We start from the raw sequence: 17,990 nt of genomic DNA on the forward strand, positions 1-17,990 counted from the left end.
CGCTGCAGGTTACTTAGGGGTTGCTTTGGTGTTACTGGGGGCTGAATTATTCAGGTCCTTTAGCGCTTCCGAATCATCGCCGCCCAGCCAAACGTTCACGCTGGCAACGCTCTCTTGCGACAGCTTGCCGGCCCAGCGATTCAGGATGAACAGATTGGTGATGAAGTCGTACTGCGATTTCAGCAGATCGCTGCGCGCCTTGAATTCGTTCTGCACAGCGGTCAGCACGTCGACGGCGTTAACCACACCATAGGTAAACGCCTTCTGCGCCGCGATGCTCGACTGTTTGGCCGAGGACAATGCGTTTTGCCCCGCGCGGATCTTGTCTACGGCAGATTGAGCAGTGAGATAGGCGTTAGTGGTTTCCTTCACCACTTGCCGGCGAACCCCTTCAAGATCCTGCTCGGCCGCATATTGCTCGTCATACAGCCCACGCACTCGTGCTGAGGTCGAGCCGCCGCTGTAGATCGGCACTTTCAGGCCAATGGTTGCGACATAGCTGTCGCTTCGAGGGGTCAGCGTGTTGTCGTAACCGACGTCACTCTGTTGAGCGCCCAAGTTTAGACTCAGAGAAGGGTAGTGACCGCCCTTCCCCTCACGAACCGCTGCATCGGCCGCCGCCAGGTTGCTTTCATAGGCTTTCAGGCGGGGATTGCTGTCGAGCGCCTGGGCGATCCAGGCATCGAGCGGCAGCGTAGGTGCCTGCAGCGCGATGTCGTTCCGGATCCGGCTCAAGCGCTCGTTGATCGGGCGACCGACAATTTCCGACAACCCTTCCCGCGACAGACGCACCTGATTGCGCGCTTCAATTTCCTGGGCCAGCAATGAGTCGACCCGTGCCTTGAGATCCAGCATGTCGGTGATCTTGGCCATCTGCTTGGCGTACATCGCATTGACGCGATCAAGGCTGCCCTGGGTGGCGCGGCGCTCGGCCGAGACCAGCTCCAGCGCATCATCGGCAGCGAGCGCCGCGAAGTATCGCTTGGCCAGATCCACCGTTGCTTCGGCCTGCGAGTCCTCGGACTGCGACGCCTTCTGCAATGTGACGCTCTTGGCCTTCTGATAACGCTCCCACGCTTCCTTGTTGTAGATGAACTGGCTGAGGTTCAGCCCATAGCTTTTGTTGTCATAGATTTCCCGCGACTCAGCGTCTTTGCGCAAGATCCTGTTGAAGTTGCTATCCACCGACACCTGGGGCAACAACCCGCCAAACGCTTCGCGCTCCTGCTGTTCGGCAGAGCGCGCGTGGGCATAGGCCGACAGAATGCGCGGGTCTTCAAGCCGTGACTCTTTGTACAGCGTCATCAGATCAAGGGAATAGGTTGAAGCGCTGACCTGTTGCGGGGCTGCGGGCTGCGCCGCATTGGCGTTAAGTGCAAACAAACCAAACAGCAAACCGGGAAGAAAACGTACCACTGTCATTCCTCGATCATCGACTTGGCGAACATGTTGCGCGCAGGCTTGAGCAGGTATTGCAGCATCGTGCGTTCGCCGGCATTGATCAGCACTTCCGCTGGCATACCCGGCTGCAGCTTGCGATCACCCAGACGCTTCAGACCTTCATCGGTGATTTTCACCCGCACAAGGTAATAGCCCTCTCCGGTTTTCTCGTCGGTAAGACGGTCCGCCGAGATTCGCGTGACCTCCCCCTGAATGACCGGCGTAGTGGCAGCGTTGAACGCGCTGAAGCGGACGTCGGTGAGTTTGCCAAGGGTGATGCGGTCGATGTCATTCGTCGAGACGTGCGCTTCGACTACCAGGTCCGACGATTCCGGCACGATGTCCAGCAACGGTGTTCCCGCGCTGACAACACCGCCGATGGTGTGCACTTTCATGTCCAGCACCATGCCGTCTTCCGGCGCGCGGATCACGATGCGCGACAGCCTGTCCTTGAGCGCGCTGGCCTTCTCCTGCAAGTCGAAGACCTGCGCCTGCACGTCACTCAAGTCCTTGGCGACATCGGAGCTGAATTTCTGGTTCGTCTGGACAATCTGCATTTCGGTTTCGTTGATCTGCAGGCGCGTCTTGGTGATGGTCGACTGGTGGTCGGCGACCTCGGACTTGAGCATGTCCAGCTTGCGCTCTTGCTCCAGCAGACGCTGGTTATCGACGAAACCCTGGCGCAGCAGATCCTTAAGCTCGGTAATCTCGCGGGTGTAGGATTTCTCGAGATTGACCTTGGTACCGATCATGTCGTTGAGGCCAATGATTTGCTGCTTCAACTGGCCGATGCGCTCTTGCTGCACCGAGATTTCACCCAACCGCGCGTCGTGCCGCGACCGGAAAACCTGGGCCTCACCGTCGATGGCCTCGCGGGCACGATCGCTTTCGACACCGTCAATTTTCAATGCCGGGATAGCGGGCAGGTTGTCACGTTCGGCACGAAGACGCGCCTCTTTGGCGCGCGCGGTGATGAGCTGGTTGCGGGTGGATTCGTACTCTGAACTGAGCTGCCCGTCGTCAAGGATGATCAACGGATCGCCCTTGTGCACCGTGTCGCCGTCACGAGCGCGCAGTTCTTTTACGATCCCGCCTTCCAGATGCTGAACGGTTTTGCGGTAGCTCTGTACGGTGACAACGCCGGTGCCGTAGACCGCGTTGCCCAGCGGAGCAAAAGCTGCCCAGGTGCCGAACAAGCCGAAGGTCACCAGAACAATCGTCATCCCGACCCGGCGGATGCCGCGGTCAGAAGTCGGCATATCATCAGACGGCTCGTCGAGCACGGTAATCGCGTTACTGGTCATTCAAGAATTCCTTTCAGGCGCTGGGCTGAATTGCGCCGGTCGCAGCTGGAGCTGGAGCTGGAGCAACACGAGGCGGGGTTTGACCCTGCGTCTGGGCTTGAGCTTTGGCCTGTTGCTGAGCCAGTTCGGCGATCACTTGATCACGCGGGCCATACATCGTCATCGCGCCGCTGTTCAGGACCATGATCCGGTCCAGGCGTGAAAGGACATTGGGACGGTGCGAAATAATGAAAACCGTCGCCCCTGTCTCTTTCATCTTCTGCAGTGCCACGCCCAATGCACGCTCACCGACCTCATCGAGGTTGGAGTTGGGCTCATCCAGCACGATCAACCGAGGGTTGCCATATACCGCACGCGCCAGACCAATGCGCTGCCGCTGGCCGCCGGACAGGTTGACGCCTTCGCTGCCGATCACCGTGTCGTAGCCGTCCGGCAATTGCAGGATCATTTCATGGACGCCGGCAATGCGTGCCGCCAACACGGTTTTCTCGGGATCGACCTTGGTGAAGCGAGCGATGTTATCGCTGATGCTGCCTTCGAACAGCTCGATGTCCTGCGGGAGGTAACCCAGATGCGGACCCAGCTTTTGCTTGTCCCAGGTACTGATATCGGCGCCGTCGAGCCTGACGACGCCGTGTTGCGGCGGCCAGATGCCGAGCAACGCACGGGCCAGCGTCGACTTGCCCGCCGCGCTTGGCCCGACAATCCCGACGATGCTGCCGGCGGGTGTCACAAAACTGATGTTTCTGATCACCGCCGCTTTCGCCCCCGGAGGCGCCACAACCAGGTTTTCGACCTGCAGATGGCCTTCCGGGTCCGGCAGAGACATGCGCTCCGGTTCGGCGTTGAGTTTGTCCAGCGTGTCGTTCAAGCGCTGGTACTGCACGCGAGCCGCGACGAAGCCTTTCCAGCTCCCAATCATCTGATCGATAGGTGACAGCGCACGCCCCAGCAACAGAGAGCCGGCCATCATCAAGCCGGGGTTGATCTCGTGAGTGATCACCAGGTACGCGCCCGCCGCCAGCATCATCGACTGCGCCCAGTTGCGGAAAGTCTTGGAAATGGACGTGATGATGCCGCTTTTGTCGCTGGCCTCGGATTGCAGCACCAGGACGCGCCGCTGCCGGATTGCCCACTTGCTCATGAGCGTATCGAGCATGCCCATCGACTCGATGACTTCAGCATTGCGCAGGCTTTTGGTGGTGTGCAGGTTGGAGGTGAGGCTTTGCTTGTTTGCTTCTGTCAGCGCCTTGCCGGTGTAGCGATGATTGACGTAAGCGAGAACTACCAGCACCACCGCCGAGATAACCGTTATCCATCCATACCAGGGATGAAACAGAAACATCACGGCGGTGTACACCGGAAGCCAGGGCGCATCGAAGAATGCAAACAGCCCGTTGCCAGTGAGAAATTGCCGTAACGAGGTCAGGTCATTGAGCGACTGCGCCGAAGCGTCCATACCGCCGCTGCTCAACGCCTTCTTGAAGCTCGCCCGGTACACGTCACGACTGAGCAAGACATCCAACCGATTGCTGATGCGCACCATGATGCGCGACCGGACCCACTCGAGGGAGCCCATTGTCAGCATCAGGACGGTAAGAATGAGGGTAAGCATGATCAGCGTCGAGGTGCTGCTGCTGGGCACCACCCGACCTGAAACCTGAATCATGTAGAAGGTAGGAACCAGCATTAACGTGTTGACGAAAAGACTGAAGAACCCGACGGAGAGGAAGCTTCCGCGACAAGCCTTGAGCGCTGCTTGCAGGTTGTTTTCGTGTGAACGACTCATAGAATCCATTACTGATGAGAAAAAGGCTGCAAAGCCGGAGAGTGTACCAGCGGCAGATCAGACAGACAGCATTAAAAGGCCATCAACTGCTGCAAGGGTGGTCGTTTCAGATTAAGTTTTCTTAATGTTTCAATACTGGACAATTTCAGTAGCTCCGGAGCGGTACGTACAATTTAAAAAGTTCAAAGATTTGATGCTCAACCGGATGAGATGTCATGAATATGAGTGTGCAATGTTGCAGGCATTGCTCACATCACGCCACTACCGTTGCTCGATTTACCCCACACTGGCCACTCCTCGATTTGCATGCAGCATCGACGGTCGTAAAGCCGCCGCGAACGAACCGGGCAAAGCGCTGGAACTACCTTCGTAGGTTCGCCTAGAGGGAGGATTTGAGCGGGCGCCCCGTCATGCCCATACACAGCGTGCAACATAACCCCGAAAAATTCACCACCCTGACCTTCATATCCCTCAAGTGCCCGCGCTAGAGCGGTCGAAATTTTCATACCTCCACACGCGCGATTTGACACCCTCCGCAGAATTGCTACACGACGGCTCGCTGTTCCCTCCGCGGCTGCTCTCCCGACGCGCTTCAAGCGCCATGCCCCGGCAGCGGTTGCTCTCAAGATAATGAGAGCCCTGCCGACATACTCTACCTGGACGCATCGGACCAACGGTTCCCACAAATGGGTCAATCCAGATCACTATGTTCCACACTCGTTTCGCACTGGCAATTTGGAAGATTCCTACATTCCGAATTGACATTTCTGAGGGATCGATTAACCTCGGCTCTCTGCAGATGCCACCAGTGCGCCACTAAGTTGGGCAGTACGATTGCAGCGTTGATGGACCAATTTTGTTGCTATCAACGGCTGTGAGCTCGGGATAAGAAGGAAACTTATTGAGTGCAGTCGCAAACATTAGATGGCTTGAAGATTAGTTCCCGCGTCACATTACTTGAACCGGGAATGTATATCTTCCGTTACGCCTCACAGCCCTCCGCAGACAAGCCCGTCTGCATTGCGTTGCAGCAAGCTCCGCTTGGCAAAGGCGCCATCGATTTCTTCCCTGCCGAAGGCATCAGCAAGAATATGCTGGCCAAGCTGGGCGACACCATTGTGGCCCGGGTCAAGGGCGGCATCGCGACAGTCCTGATTACCGAATATCACATGTTCGATGAAAGCATTGATCCCATTGATCTGCGCATCGACCGTATCGACACGTCTCCCGCCATCATGCGCGACTTCAGCGTGATCAGTGCCGCCGAATCCAATCCCGTCATTGCTCCGAATACGGCGCCTGCTTCTTTGACGCTGATCGCCCACCTGCAAGGTATGGGCGATGTAAGGTCGAATGAAGGCTGGGCCGGGATGCATGACAGCACCAAGCGTCTCGAAGGTTTCGAAGTCATCTGGAATGACAAGCCCGTGGGTGTCGACCTTGTTTACACCTCTACAGTGGCAGGCTCCGGCCCGAGTTCGAACGTGCCTGCGGGGACCTTCACCGGTACCCGTGGCAAGCGTCTTCCGCTTGTGTCGGCAGGTTTCAGCCTCGTAGGCCCGAACCGACATCTATACGAATTATCTGGCCACATTGTGTTCAGCGGCTCCTCGCCGCGATCCATTGTGCCCAATCAGATGATGCATGGCCCTACCGGCACCGAACCGTTGGTGGCGCTGCACATCTGCATTACACCCGTAACGAAGACGAACGCTGCCCGCTATAAGTCTCCGTGGGAAAACTCTGCATTGACGCAGAAACTCAGTAATACAAGCCAGATGGCTTGAAGTAACAGGACTTCCCATGCAATACGACAGCCCGGTTTCAGCTACCAATTTCCAAGCTTTCCTGAACGCTCCGGCGTTCTCCGATACAACAGCGGCCACTATCAGCAGCTTGCTGAGTCTGGACACTGCTCAGACTGTCAACGTTGGCACATGGGACGGCGTTAACGCTCCTCAGGTACCGGCTGGTCAGACTGCAGACGTTGTAGTAGCCAATATCGCAGGCGCGCAGGGTGATCTGGTTGTTCTGGACGTCCCAGCTTCGTTGAGCTCGGCCAAAGCGCTCGTATTCCAGAGCGACGCCAACCTGTCCGTGACCATTGATGCCCCAGCCGTTGCCGAGACTGCATCCCTGGCTCGCGCCTTTGTTGCCGCTGATACCACCATCGCACTGGCCGTTACCACCGGCAATGGCGATGACATCATCAACGTCAAAGGCGATCAGAACACCTACATCGACGCTGGCACTGGCAACGACACCATCACCACTGGCAACGGCAACAACACCGTTGTAGCTGGCGCTGGCAACAACACCATCACCACCGGTACCGGTAACGACACCATCATCTTGAGCGGCATTGCTCACGCTGACATCGTCAACGCTGGCGGCGGTTACGACGTTGTTCAACTGGACGGTTCGTCTGCTGACTACACCGTTACTGCTGGCAACAGCAACAATGTGACCCTGACCTCCGCCGCAGTTGGCGTTGGCCAGACCGCAGCAATCACTGATGCCGAGTTCCTGAGCTTCACCGACGGCAGCACCATTGCACTCGCACAAAGCGACGCTGAAGCTTCTGCTCTGCGTCTGTACGAAGGCATCCTGGGCCGTGACGCTGATCTGGGCGGCACTCAACACTTCATCAACCAGGTTGACGCGGGTACGTCGCTGACTGATATCGCTAACCAGTTCCTGAACTCTGCTGAGTTTGGTGGCGTGGCGACTGAAGCTCAGATCGACAACCTGTACACCACGTTGCTGGGTCGCGGTGCTGACGCTGGCGGTTCGGACACGTGGGAAGCCATCATTGCCAACGGCGGCAGCCTGGCTGACGTAGCCGCGGGTATCGCTGGTTCCACTGAAGCTCAAGCGCTCGACCAGTCGAACGGCACCTTCGTTCGTGACCTGTACACCAACGTGCTGGGTCGCGCTGTTGACGACGGCGGTCTGGATAACTGGGTATCCCAGCTGTTCAACGGCACCAGCCGTGGCGACGTAGCTGCTGCAATTGTTGGTTCGGCCGAGGCAACCGCTAAAGTCGACAGCAACTTCATCGACTCGCTGTATCAGACCGCTACCGGTCGCGCAGCTGATGAAGGTGGCAAAGCCACTTGGACCGAAGTACTGGCTAACGGCGGCACCCACGCTGATGTTGCTATCGGCATCGTTGGTTCCGCAGAAGCAATCGCACACAACGACAACGTTGTAGTACTGCACGGCGCAGTCTAACTAGCCCTGTAGTAGCGATGGATACTCCCGGCCGCGAGGCCGGGTAGTGTGCAAAAAAAGGGGCGACTTTCGGGTCGCCCCTCTTTTATTTTTTTAGTGATCCCGCCAGCTTATGTCCAGACAACCTGACCGTGGGCAAGAAACGCTCATGGACATTTTTCATCGTCACCGGCAAACCGGTGAAGGTGGGCTCGCCGCTTCAGCACTTGAGCGCGCATTGCAGACGCCCGAATACTACCCAGAGGCTTGCATCTGGAAAGGTATCGATGCACTGACCCTGGACCCCAAGCTCGCATTTGTTTTCTTGAACAACGCTACCCATTCCTTCCCTTTACGCGCGGATGTTCAGGCGCTGGTCGGCCGCAGCATTCTCACGCAAGGGCAACCTGACTTGGCCAGCCGCTTTCTGAGTGGTGCCTGGCAAAAACTCCCTGATGAATCGCCGCTGCGAATGATGCTCTGGCAGTCACGCAGTCAAAGTGAATCCCCTGAGCAGCTCAGGCGCCTGATACTCGCGCAATTGCCTGACATCACTGCGCCAGCTGAACTGTCTTTCGTACTTAAACTGTTGGCGTCTCAGAAAGAGCTGACGGGCTGCGTCGGGGTGGTGAGTTACCTGCCTGACCAGCAGGAAATCCAGGGTTGGGCGGTCAATCTGCATGACCTGCAAAATCCAGTTCAGCTCCTGCTGGAGGCGAACGGGCATCAGATTGAGATGGTCGCCAACTCGCCCAGTGCTGTTCTCGCTGCCGCCGGTCTGCCAATAGCCCATGGCGGCGCGCGTATCAAAGTGCCGAACGCTACAGCTGCCGTAAATGTCCGCTTCGCGACAGGCGAAGCGCTGCAAGGCAGTCCGGTGTATGCGATGCCCGCTTTCAGCCCGCCCACGGCCTCAGCCACTGTGGGCGAGAAGCAGCCAGTGGATGTGCTGATTCCTGTGTTTGACGGACTGGAAGAAACGCTGGCGTGCATTCAAAGCGCAATCGACGCCCGCAAGTCGAACCGTACGCCTCATGGTCTTGTGGTGATCGAAGACATGACGCCAGTGGCGGCGCTGCGCAAGGCGCTCAAGGTCCTGGCAGGCAAAGGCAAAATAACCCTCATTCACAATCCGGTGAATCTGGGCTTCATTCGCAGCATGAACCGTGCGATGGCCCTCAGCCCCAGGCAGGACGTCGTCTGGCTGAATGCCGACACGCGGGTGCACGGCAACTGGCTTGATCGCTTGCGTGACGTCGCCTACAGCGATGCATCTATTGCCTCAGTGACGCCGTTTACCAACAACGGCGAGCTGATGAGCTTTCCCGAAAGTCGCTTCAGCCACCCTATGCCCAGTGCGTTGGAACAGAGCCGGCTGGATGATCTGGCTCGGCTCGCCAATAGCCCTGCGATGGAAATCGAGACCGGATGCGGCTTTTGTCTGTATATCAAGCGCGAAGCCATCGACGAAGTCGGTTATCTCGATGAAGTGGGACTGTCACGGGGTTACGGAGAAGAAACCGACTGGTGCATGCGTGCACGGGCTCTGGGCTGGCGCCACATGGGCGCGCCCTCCGTGTTTGTCGCGCATCAGGGTGGAATCTCCTTCGGTGAAGAGAAAACCCTGCGCGTCGCACACAACAACGCGATCCTCAGGCGACGCTACCCGGACGCCTCTGCGCGGTTTGACGATTTTTGCCTGCGTGACCCCATCAAGCCTGCCCGCCAGGCGCTGCAGCGCACGCGTCTCGAAGACGTGGCGGCGCAGATAGCGGAAAGCCCTCTGCGCAGCTGGCCCGAGCCTGGACTCAAGCAACTGCACATAGGGAAAGCGGGCGCATTCGACGCCCCGCTTAGCATGACTTGGCGCTACCAGAACTCGCGCACGATAGTGACGCTGCAAGCCCAAGTGAAGCCGCTGCTATTCAGCCTTGAATACGAACTGCCCGCACAAACCGAGCAACTGTTCAACGATCTGGCCAGGTTTGCAGTAGATGAATTGATCTTTCAGAACCTCTCGGGCGGACCCGAGTGGCTGTGCACCTTGCCTGCCCGGCTCGACAAACGGTACCGGGTTGTCTGCCGCGATGACGCATTGTTGCGCCGGGCAAGCGTCGAGAGTTGGGCCACATTTGCGGTTCAGGCAAACAGCATTCATCTGCCGTGGCAGGCACTGCAGCCGCATTACGCCAACGCGTTCCCTGGCGCCAGACTGGCTGTTGAATCCAGGCAACACGTTCAACGCGTCCATGCATCACGCCCTTCATGCTTACTGATTGGCGATGCGCTACATGATCAAGACATCGGCAATGAGTGGCTGGCACTCGCCAAACGCATCCGGCGCGACCAGCTTCCGATCAAATTGCTGACCCACGTCGACAGCCCCTGGCGTAAAGCGCTGCTGACCTCTGGCGTGGTTCATGCACTGCCCCTGCTGTTCGGCCTGACACTCGAAGACTGCGCGCAGCTTGCAGGTTGCGAAGGCGTGCTCAGCCTGGACACAAACCCTGGCGCCGACTGGACCGCCCCTGATCTCGCTGACTCGCTGGGGATCGGACTTTACGCGGTCCCGAGCGCGCTCGCCGTGGAGGCAGGTGCATTGCCCGTAAATCATTTACCCCTTACCCGAGCCGAGTCTGATGTCTCTTGAAGTTTTAACCACCCTCGCGCTCAGCGATCCAACGCAGCTTGACGCCCCGATCCAAGGCGCAATCGTCGGGCTTTATGGCGACGTGCTTCAAGGCTGGGCGCTGGACAGCACGCGGCCGGAACAGACACTGGTCGTTGAGATTCTTGTCGACGGCGCCTGCGTCGCACTCGCCCGCGCCGATCAGTTTTACCCCGACGCAAATGCCGGGGATGATTTTTACGGGTTTACCGTGCAGCTCAGGCAGGGATGGCTGGACGAAGCGCGGCACATCAGCGCCCGTGTCGCGAATACCGATCACAGCCTGGCGGGTGAGATAAATCTGCCTGCTACACCCAATAAAGCGCCGTTGCCTGTTGCCACTCAAGTCTGGCACAGCGGCGGTCTGCGCCTGGGCGGCTGGGCATGGGATCCTGATGCACCACAACGTCACGTTCAGGTGATTGCTCGCGAGAACGATCGGGTGCTGGCGCAGATTTCTTGCGAGGAACACCACCAGGCACTGGTTTACCGGGCCACCAGCAACCACGGTTTTACCCTTGATCTCCCATGGGAACTGGCCGACGGCAAGCCCCACGTGGTTCACATCGAAAACGACCTCGGCCACCCGCTATCCGGTAGCCCGATACACCTGTGCTGCTGGCCGGAGGGTCTTGAAGGCCTGCTCAGGAATCACGAGCAACAAAGTCCGGATAAAAAGACCCTGGCGTTGCTCAGTGAGGTCGCCAAAGATCATGGAATGCGTCTGCCAAAAAATGCGGGCTTTCACCACTACCCTCAGTGGTTCGAGGCATTCCAGCGCGACGTTCTTCCGGCAGGTGACACGACGAGCACCAAGGTCGGTCTGCTGCTGATAGCGGAGGGTGAGGCCGATCTCGGCGGGTCAATCGGGACGAGCCGAAACGTCCGTGGTTTACAGCCTTTCCATACCGTAGAGACGCAAAGTGCTGACGTGCTGTCTGCGTTGAAAGAACTGCTTGAGACCGGTTGCGAAGCCATTGTCCCGATCAAGGCTGGCGATCACTTGGCCAGTTTCGCGCTGGATCACTTGACCCAACTGCTAAGTGACGGAGCTGCGTGGGGTTATGGTGACTGCGACCGCGATGGGCCACAGGGTGAACGCTCCCTTCCGTGGCTGAAGCCCGTGTGGGACATCGATCTGTTCATCGGCGCAGACATTTTCACGCCTGGGGCGATCTTCAGCGCCACAATCGTCCACGAAGCGCTGACTCTCCTGGCGGCTTCCGACCTGTTGCATTCGCTTGGTTGGGACCATCTGATCGCCGGCGTCGCGCTGGCCACAGAGAAGCTGAACGCCCGCGTAGTCCATTTGCCCCACGTGGTTTATCACCGGGATCACCTGGCGCCGGCGAGCCCGGATCAGGCTTCGCCGTCAGATGCTCGTCAGCACGCCATTGCCTGGCTTTGCGACGCCTTGACGCCAGGGTCAACGGTGAGCGTGGTTCCTCGGTTTCCAGCCTTGCTGCGTGCACACTGGCCGCTTCCGTCCACCCTCCCCCGCGTCAGCCTGATCGTCCCGACTCGGGATCAGGTCGGTCTGCTGAGGACGTGCATTGAAGGCCTGCTGAATAACACGGATTACCCCGACCTCGAAATCATCGTGGTCGACAACCAGTCAAGCGATCCGGAGACGCTCGCCTATCTGAGTGAGCTGCCGAAGCGTGGCGTGCAAGTGCTGCCGCATCCGTTTCCGTTCAACTACTCGACGATCAACAACCGGGCAGTCGAACACTCGACGGGAGACATCACTGGTCTGGTTAACAACGACATCGAAATCATAGAACCCGGCTGGTTGAAGGAAATGCTCAGCCAGCTGTTGCGTGAAAAGGTCGGCGCCGTGGGTGCCAAACTTCTATGGCCCAACCGCATGGTGCAGCACGGCGGCGTTGTGGTGGGCATTAACGGTTTGGCAGCACACACAGGTAACAACCTGGAAGAACATGATGCGGGCTATCTTGCGACGAACCAGCTCACCCGCCGCCAGAGCGCAGTGACCGCAGCTTGCCTGTTGGTGCGCAGATCTGTTTTTGATGAAGTCGGTGGGCTGGACGAAGACGCGTTTCCCGTTGCATTCAACGATGTCGACTTTTGCCTTCGCGTTCAGGCAACCGGACGGAACGTGATCTGGACTGCTTTTGCCAAATTGATTCACGCTGAGTCGGCGAGCCGCGGGAAAGACGTCAGCGCTGAGAAGCGGGCGCGGGCGCAGCGGGAGCAGCAGGGGTTTATTGGGCGGTGGTCGCTGGATGGGCAGGTTGATCTGCATTATCACCCTGCGTTGAGCCATGACTATCTAAGCAATCCGTATGGCGGGCTGGCCATGCCTCCAATGCAGCGAGGCCAGAGATCCCTAACCATTTTGGACGGTGGTTTGGAATGAGGCGCGCTGATTTGCTAGCGCTGGTTACAGGGTGAGGTCTCTAACAAAAATGAACGTTGCCGACAGCATCACTCCCAGCGCTATCGCCGAAGTCACTGACGATCAGATCTGGGAGACAATCGCGGGTATGTGGGTTGAAGGAAACGCCGAGTATGTCTACTCGCAACCTATCCCAAGCCTGAGTGTGCCCGGGATATCCGAGTTTTACGGCATTCACCTCGCCATTTGGCAAATCCGCGATGCGGACCTACAGAAACTATTTCCCCTTCGGACACCTACCCAGCGGGCTCGATACCTCGCTTGGTGCGTTGTCCATGGGCAACATGAGTACGCCGCCCTTAGGGAGTTGCAACCCTTTTGGAACCAACTTTCGCAACCTGCATGTGTACCTTCTACGCGATGGAGCGGCGGCATCTCTAGACTGCTGCAGCTCATCGTTCTTGGCCGCCCAGATTTGGGAATTGACAGCAGTTTGGCTGACCCTGAATCTCAGGAGCAGGCACTGTCATGGTACTTCCTTAAGGGAGGGCATTTAGAAACAACGGTGGTGCTTAACCAAGGGACTTGGCAGCGTGGCTACTTCTTAGGCAGCTCAAGCATCGCCAGATCGAACTTCGTGGAGCTCGTCATCCGAACCAGGGAGGATTTACGTTCGGCTTTTGATCTGCAGACAGAAGAGGGACAGCGCGGCATCGAGCACTGGCTTATCAACCACGGTATGCGTGAGACCGGACTAGGGCTGCTGGTCAACCCGGTTAAAAATGCGTGGCCAGATGCCGACGCCGTCCGGGGAACCCATCGTTTTGGTGTGAACCTGATTGGGTACGCTTACGGTGAGTTGGGCATCGGAGAGGATGTGAGGATGGCTGCTCGCTCCCTGTTGGCGGCTGGCGTACCGTTCACAATCGTCAATATAGAGCCAGGCAAGAGTGTGCGGCAAAACGAGCGGAGCCTTGAGCAATGGGTAAGCGAAGTCCCGGAATACATGTTCAATATTGTCTGCCTGACTGCGCTGGAACATCTCCGGGTCTACCTCGAACGTGGCCGGGCGCTTTTCACCGGCAGGTACACGATCGGCTACTGGCCGTGGGAGCTACACGCGTGGCCCGCTAACTGGGTGCACTGCTTCTCCCTGGCTGATGAAATCTGGGCATCTAGCAAACACATTGCGCGGGCGGCTTGCGAAGCAAGCGACGTACGGGTGTTAGTCATGCCCATGGCGGTTGCGCTTAATGACAGGCGCCTTAACTATCTAGAATCTCGAAATAAATTTGCGCTGCCCAAACACCGTACATTGTTTGTTTTTTCGTTCGACGGAAACTCGTACACCCGTAGGAAAAACCCAGCGGGTATCGTCAAGGCTTTCACTGAGGCATTTCCTAAAGGCGAAGAAACCGTGAGCTTGATTATCAAGTGCATGCGGCCAGACCCTAACAATGACGAATGGCGTCAAATTCTGGAAGCCGCCAGCCGCGACAGCAGGCTTATCGTTATAGATGAGATGCTTTCGAAAGATGACGTGATGGAGTTATATGGCTGCTGCGATTGCTTTGTCTCGCTCCATAGAGCTGAGGGCTTCGGACGCGGAATCGCGGAGGCTTTAACGTTGAACCTCGACGTGATCGCGACAGGCTACGGAGGCAATGTTGAATTCTGCGAAGCCGCTAACGCGTCCCTCATACCCTATCAGTTGGTCAGTCTCGAACCGGAAGACTACGTAGAAGCTGAAAATAATTATTGGGCCGAACCCGACCTGAACGCAGCAGCTAACGCGATGCGCTCAGTGGCATTGAAAAGATCAGCTCGCCGCACAGCGGATGATTCTTCCGACTACAAAACGGCGCTAGAAGCGCTCTTCTCGCCTACCGTCATCGGGAACCGATATCGGACCCGCCTTGAGGTGCTTGCAACCACGGTGGGGTCCCCGACTTCGCTTGCCAGTACGAATTAGAACAATATCGCATACCCACTCTTAATCCACTTTGAATATCGGCTAATGAAATCATCAAAACCCAAAAAGTACGTCTTTGCCGTCAGCTCCGAGCTCCCTAACAAGCTGGGTGTCAAAACCGTTGTAGAGCCAGGGAGAGCGCACTATTCATACCGCACGGTTAGGGACAAATTTTGCGACATGCTGAACGAGCAGGATGAAAACTGGATCGACATCCTCCGACCCGAGATTTATAGGGACTTCAATCTCGGAGCTTCAATATTTAGCAACTTTGAGGGTGAGAAAGTACACCTGACGTTTAAGCCAGCTGAATATGCCAGAACAGCGGGCGGTTTTAGAAATATCGCCCATGTCGCGTGGGAATTTGACAAGCTACGCTCAAAGTACGCCACTCAACCGGTGCTTCCGGCAAATGATGACCTCAGAATGCTTGCAGCCTTTGATCAAGTATGGGTCGGGTGTGAGTTTACCAAGAGAGTTTTTAATGAGCATGGCTTGAAATCTGTATTTACCGTACCTGCTCCTATAAAGATTCCACGTAAAAGCCTAGTGACGAAAGACCAGAACAGCGCGCTTACCGATTTGGGGCAGATCAAAGCTTTGAATATTAAGTGTTACCCGCTGTCGATTAGAAACCACGGATTTCTCTACTCTCAAGCGTCACTAGCAAACACACCAAGCGAGCTTTCGCGGGTATTGAAAAAGCCTATACTCGATGGCGGAAAAATATTTTTACAGATCCTTAACCCACACGACAGTAGAAAAAATCTTAAAAAGACGGTGAAGGCGTTTCATGCCTTCCATTATAAAAATCCGAACGCTGTTTTAATCCTCAAACTCACCAGCCCGGAGAAGGATGAGTCCATTTATGAAATTCTGCGTTGGTTCATAGACGATAGTCATGCACTGGACGCCTCTGGTGTTTACTTCACTACTGACTATATTCCGGAAGCCGACAAAGCCACCTTTCTACGACTTTTTGACTACTATGTTTCACCATCCAGGGCTGAGGGTCAGAATCTACCCCTCCAAGAAGCAATGGCTTGTGGACTTGTGCCAATCACCACAAAAAACACTGCAATGCTCGACTATATCGATGATAACAATGCGGTCATCATTCCCAGCCGGCCGGCCGAGGTGACGCACTTGTGCACCTCAGACGCTTCTATTTGGGGATTCGAGTGGCACGATTGCAGCGAGGTTGATATTTATAACGCGTTCAGCCGAGCTGTGAGTTTAAGCCCGGCAGATATGAAGTCTAAACAGCAAGCCGCGATAAACATGATCGAGAGAAAATACTCCTATTCAGCAGTCGCCACGCTCATGCATAACGCACTTTCCACCCAGAGTTCAGCAAGATGAAGACTCGAATATTCCTAGATATCTCACCACTCCAAGAACTCTCATACACGGGAATTCCTAAAGTCGCACTAGAGCTGGCGCGGTACGGGCTTACTTTGGAAAACGTTGAGTTCTTCTGGGATGATTATATTATTCCAAGAGCGACCGTTGAAAAAATCATCGCCGTGCAAAGTGGCGCGGTACTCCATGAGATCGCGAATGGTTTGATCTCATTAGAGCCTGTCATATGTAAGGTTGCCGAGTCTCCCAAGTCGGTAGGATTATTTCCGAATGTGATGACTAGGTTTTTCTTTCACAAACACGCGCAGATCATCCACGACCTTGTATTCATCACCTCGCCGGAATACCATCACGCCGACACTGTAAGGCACCACGGAACCACGATCCTTCGAGACGCGAAGATTTCGGATGCGTTGATCTGCGTATCAACATCCACAGCTTACGATGTGGAGACTTACCTTCAGCCAAGCGACGGAAAGGTTCGAGTTGCAGAATTGGGCGCTACCATTCCTCCCAACAGCAAATTGCTAGGTGATGGTCAGAATCCGCTTCAGCCATTTGTATTGGTGATGGGAACGGTTGAACCTAGAAAAAATATAGAACTTGCGTTGCAATATATCGCTGCGAACCGTGAGTGCCTTGACAATTACACCTTTGTGTTTTGCGGCAAGGACGGATGGCTCATATCATTCGACCAGCTAATCAATAAGTATCACCTAGAAGATGAGGTGAGACTTGGCAAGGTCATCAGGTTACCGTACGTGGCCGAAAATCTAAAATGGGACCTGCTCGCCAAAGCGGCACTATTGTTGTTCCCATCTTTCTACGAGGGATTCGGGCTGCCCGTGATCGAGGCATTGTCCTGTGGCACGCCAGTGCTTGCGTCCTGTTCATCCAGCATCATGGAGGCGGGTGGCGATTTCGCTTGGTATTTCGATCCGAACGACTTTAGCGATTTCGAGGATCAGCTAAATCGCATACTTCAGACCGGTTGCGCTGTACGACCTGACTGGCATGCCGACTTGAAGCGATACCTCGAAAAGAAAACCTGGAGCACTTACGCGGCAAGCGTTTTTGCTATTTGCGAAGACCTATAAGGCGTAGTATTTATGACCGCAGAGCCAAAGAAAATTGGAAGCATCGGGTTCGTCGACACTTATGAGAACGGCCATTTCACAGGTTGGACTTATACGAATAGCCGTGCAGAACAGAAAATCATTTTCAAACTCAATGGGCATATCATCACTGAGGTGATGGCCAATGCGCTACGGCCGGATGTCAAGGCCGCCGGCATAGAGCAAGCAAATTGTGGTTTCAATTTCAAATTGAATCTGGAAGATCTGCCAAAGGATGGCTGTTTTATATCAATGCATGAGTCCGTGTTCGGTGAGTTGCTGGGGAACGGAACATTTGTGTGTCGAAATGGAATAATCACCCCTCAGGCCACTATGGATTTTGAACCGGGCCTGATTCCTGTGAGTTCTTACGTGAGCATATACGACGCTGCTGGCGCGAGCCAGGACTCGGCAGCACTTGTAGATTTGTGTATGGAGGTTTTAGGCCGACTGCCACCTAACACGCTCATGGCGATGAGCTACCTGCTTCTGCTGGGCAGAATACCGGATCCAGAAGGATTCCGCGGTTCGCTTCGCCACAAAGTTGCCTCAGAGATGGAGAAACGGCATTTCTTGTCCAACGTGATAGGATCTGCCGAATTCGTCGCCAAAAGGTCAGTAGCCGCCGCCACGGCTGACGTGAAGAAGTTCGCAACCTGACGAGCGCAGTCTTGAGGAGACGTCCGTGAATCATTGCGATAACACGCGTGATCCACGGGCCAAGGGTTGGATATTTAAGATGCCTTGGTGTTGAGCAGAGACGTAGGA

The 17,990-nt window shown here is 56.1% G+C and carries 11 protein-coding genes; 8 read left to right on the top strand and 3 right to left on the bottom strand.

The features are described from left to right. Positions 1-9: 9 nt before the first annotated feature. Genes ACYASU_RS21795 through ACYASU_RS21805 form a run of 3 tightly spaced genes read right to left on the bottom strand, consistent with a single transcriptional unit; the run spans position 10 to position 4,533 of the window. Complete coding sequence (locus tag ACYASU_RS21795) at positions 10-1,422, bottom strand: TolC family outer membrane protein (protein WP_463584017.1); 1,413 nt, start codon at positions 1,420-1,422, stop codon at positions 10-12. Continuing rightward, entirely contained in the window at positions 1,419-2,744 is a 1,326-nt protein-coding gene (locus ACYASU_RS21800) for an HlyD family type I secretion periplasmic adaptor subunit (RefSeq protein ID WP_346627704.1), read from the bottom strand. Before ACYASU_RS21800 ends, ACYASU_RS21795 begins: the two co-directional genes overlap by 4 nt. Before the next feature lie 13 nt (positions 2,745-2,757). After that, complete coding sequence (locus ACYASU_RS21805) at positions 2,758-4,533, bottom strand: type I secretion system permease/ATPase (RefSeq protein ID WP_463584018.1); 1,776 nt, start codon at positions 4,531-4,533, stop codon at positions 2,758-2,760. A gap of 968 nt (positions 4,534-5,501) precedes the next feature. On the opposite strand from ACYASU_RS21805, the gene ACYASU_RS21810 reads away from it, so the two are divergent. The 8 genes from ACYASU_RS21810 to ACYASU_RS21845 all read left to right on the top strand — a co-directional run bounded on the left by ACYASU_RS21810 (position 5,502) and on the right by ACYASU_RS21845 (position 17,882). Beyond that, entirely contained in the window at positions 5,502-6,320 is an 819-nt protein-coding gene (locus ACYASU_RS21810) for a hypothetical protein (RefSeq protein WP_463584133.1), read from the top strand. Between the two features lie 16 nt (positions 6,321-6,336). Further along, entirely contained in the window at positions 6,337-7,767 is a 1,431-nt protein-coding gene (locus ACYASU_RS21815) for a DUF4214 domain-containing protein (protein ID WP_463584019.1), read from the top strand. Positions 7,768-7,915: 148 nt separating this feature from the next. Beyond that, positions 7,916-10,396 (top strand): glycosyltransferase family 2 protein, encoded by a 2,481-nt coding sequence (locus tag ACYASU_RS21820; protein WP_463584020.1) that lies wholly within the window; start codon positions 7,916-7,918, stop codon positions 10,394-10,396. Further along, positions 10,386-12,794, top strand: a complete 2,409-nt coding sequence (locus ACYASU_RS21825; RefSeq protein ID WP_463584021.1) for a glycosyltransferase family 2 protein — start codon at positions 10,386-10,388, stop codon at positions 12,792-12,794. Before ACYASU_RS21820 ends, ACYASU_RS21825 begins: the two co-directional genes overlap by 11 nt. A gap of 49 nt (positions 12,795-12,843) precedes the next feature. Next, a complete protein-coding gene (locus ACYASU_RS21830) occupies positions 12,844-14,745 on the top strand; it encodes a glycosyltransferase (protein ID WP_463584022.1) in 1,902 nt (633 codons plus the stop codon). Positions 14,746-14,925: 180 nt separating this feature from the next. Then, complete coding sequence (locus ACYASU_RS21835) at positions 14,926-16,107, top strand: glycosyltransferase (RefSeq protein ID WP_463584023.1); 1,182 nt, start codon at positions 14,926-14,928, stop codon at positions 16,105-16,107. Continuing rightward, positions 16,104-17,204 carry a glycosyltransferase family 4 protein gene (locus ACYASU_RS21840; protein WP_463584024.1) on the top strand — a complete coding sequence of 367 codons (1,101 nt, stop codon included), beginning with the start codon at positions 16,104-16,106 and terminating at the stop codon, positions 17,202-17,204. Before ACYASU_RS21835 ends, ACYASU_RS21840 begins: the two co-directional genes overlap by 4 nt. Before the next feature lie 12 nt (positions 17,205-17,216). After that, complete coding sequence (locus tag ACYASU_RS21845) at positions 17,217-17,882, top strand: hypothetical protein (RefSeq protein ID WP_463584025.1); 666 nt, start codon at positions 17,217-17,219, stop codon at positions 17,880-17,882. The last annotated feature ends 108 nt before the right edge of the window (positions 17,883-17,990 follow it).

This window comes from Pseudomonas sp. HP_12 (genome assembly GCF_055283955.1).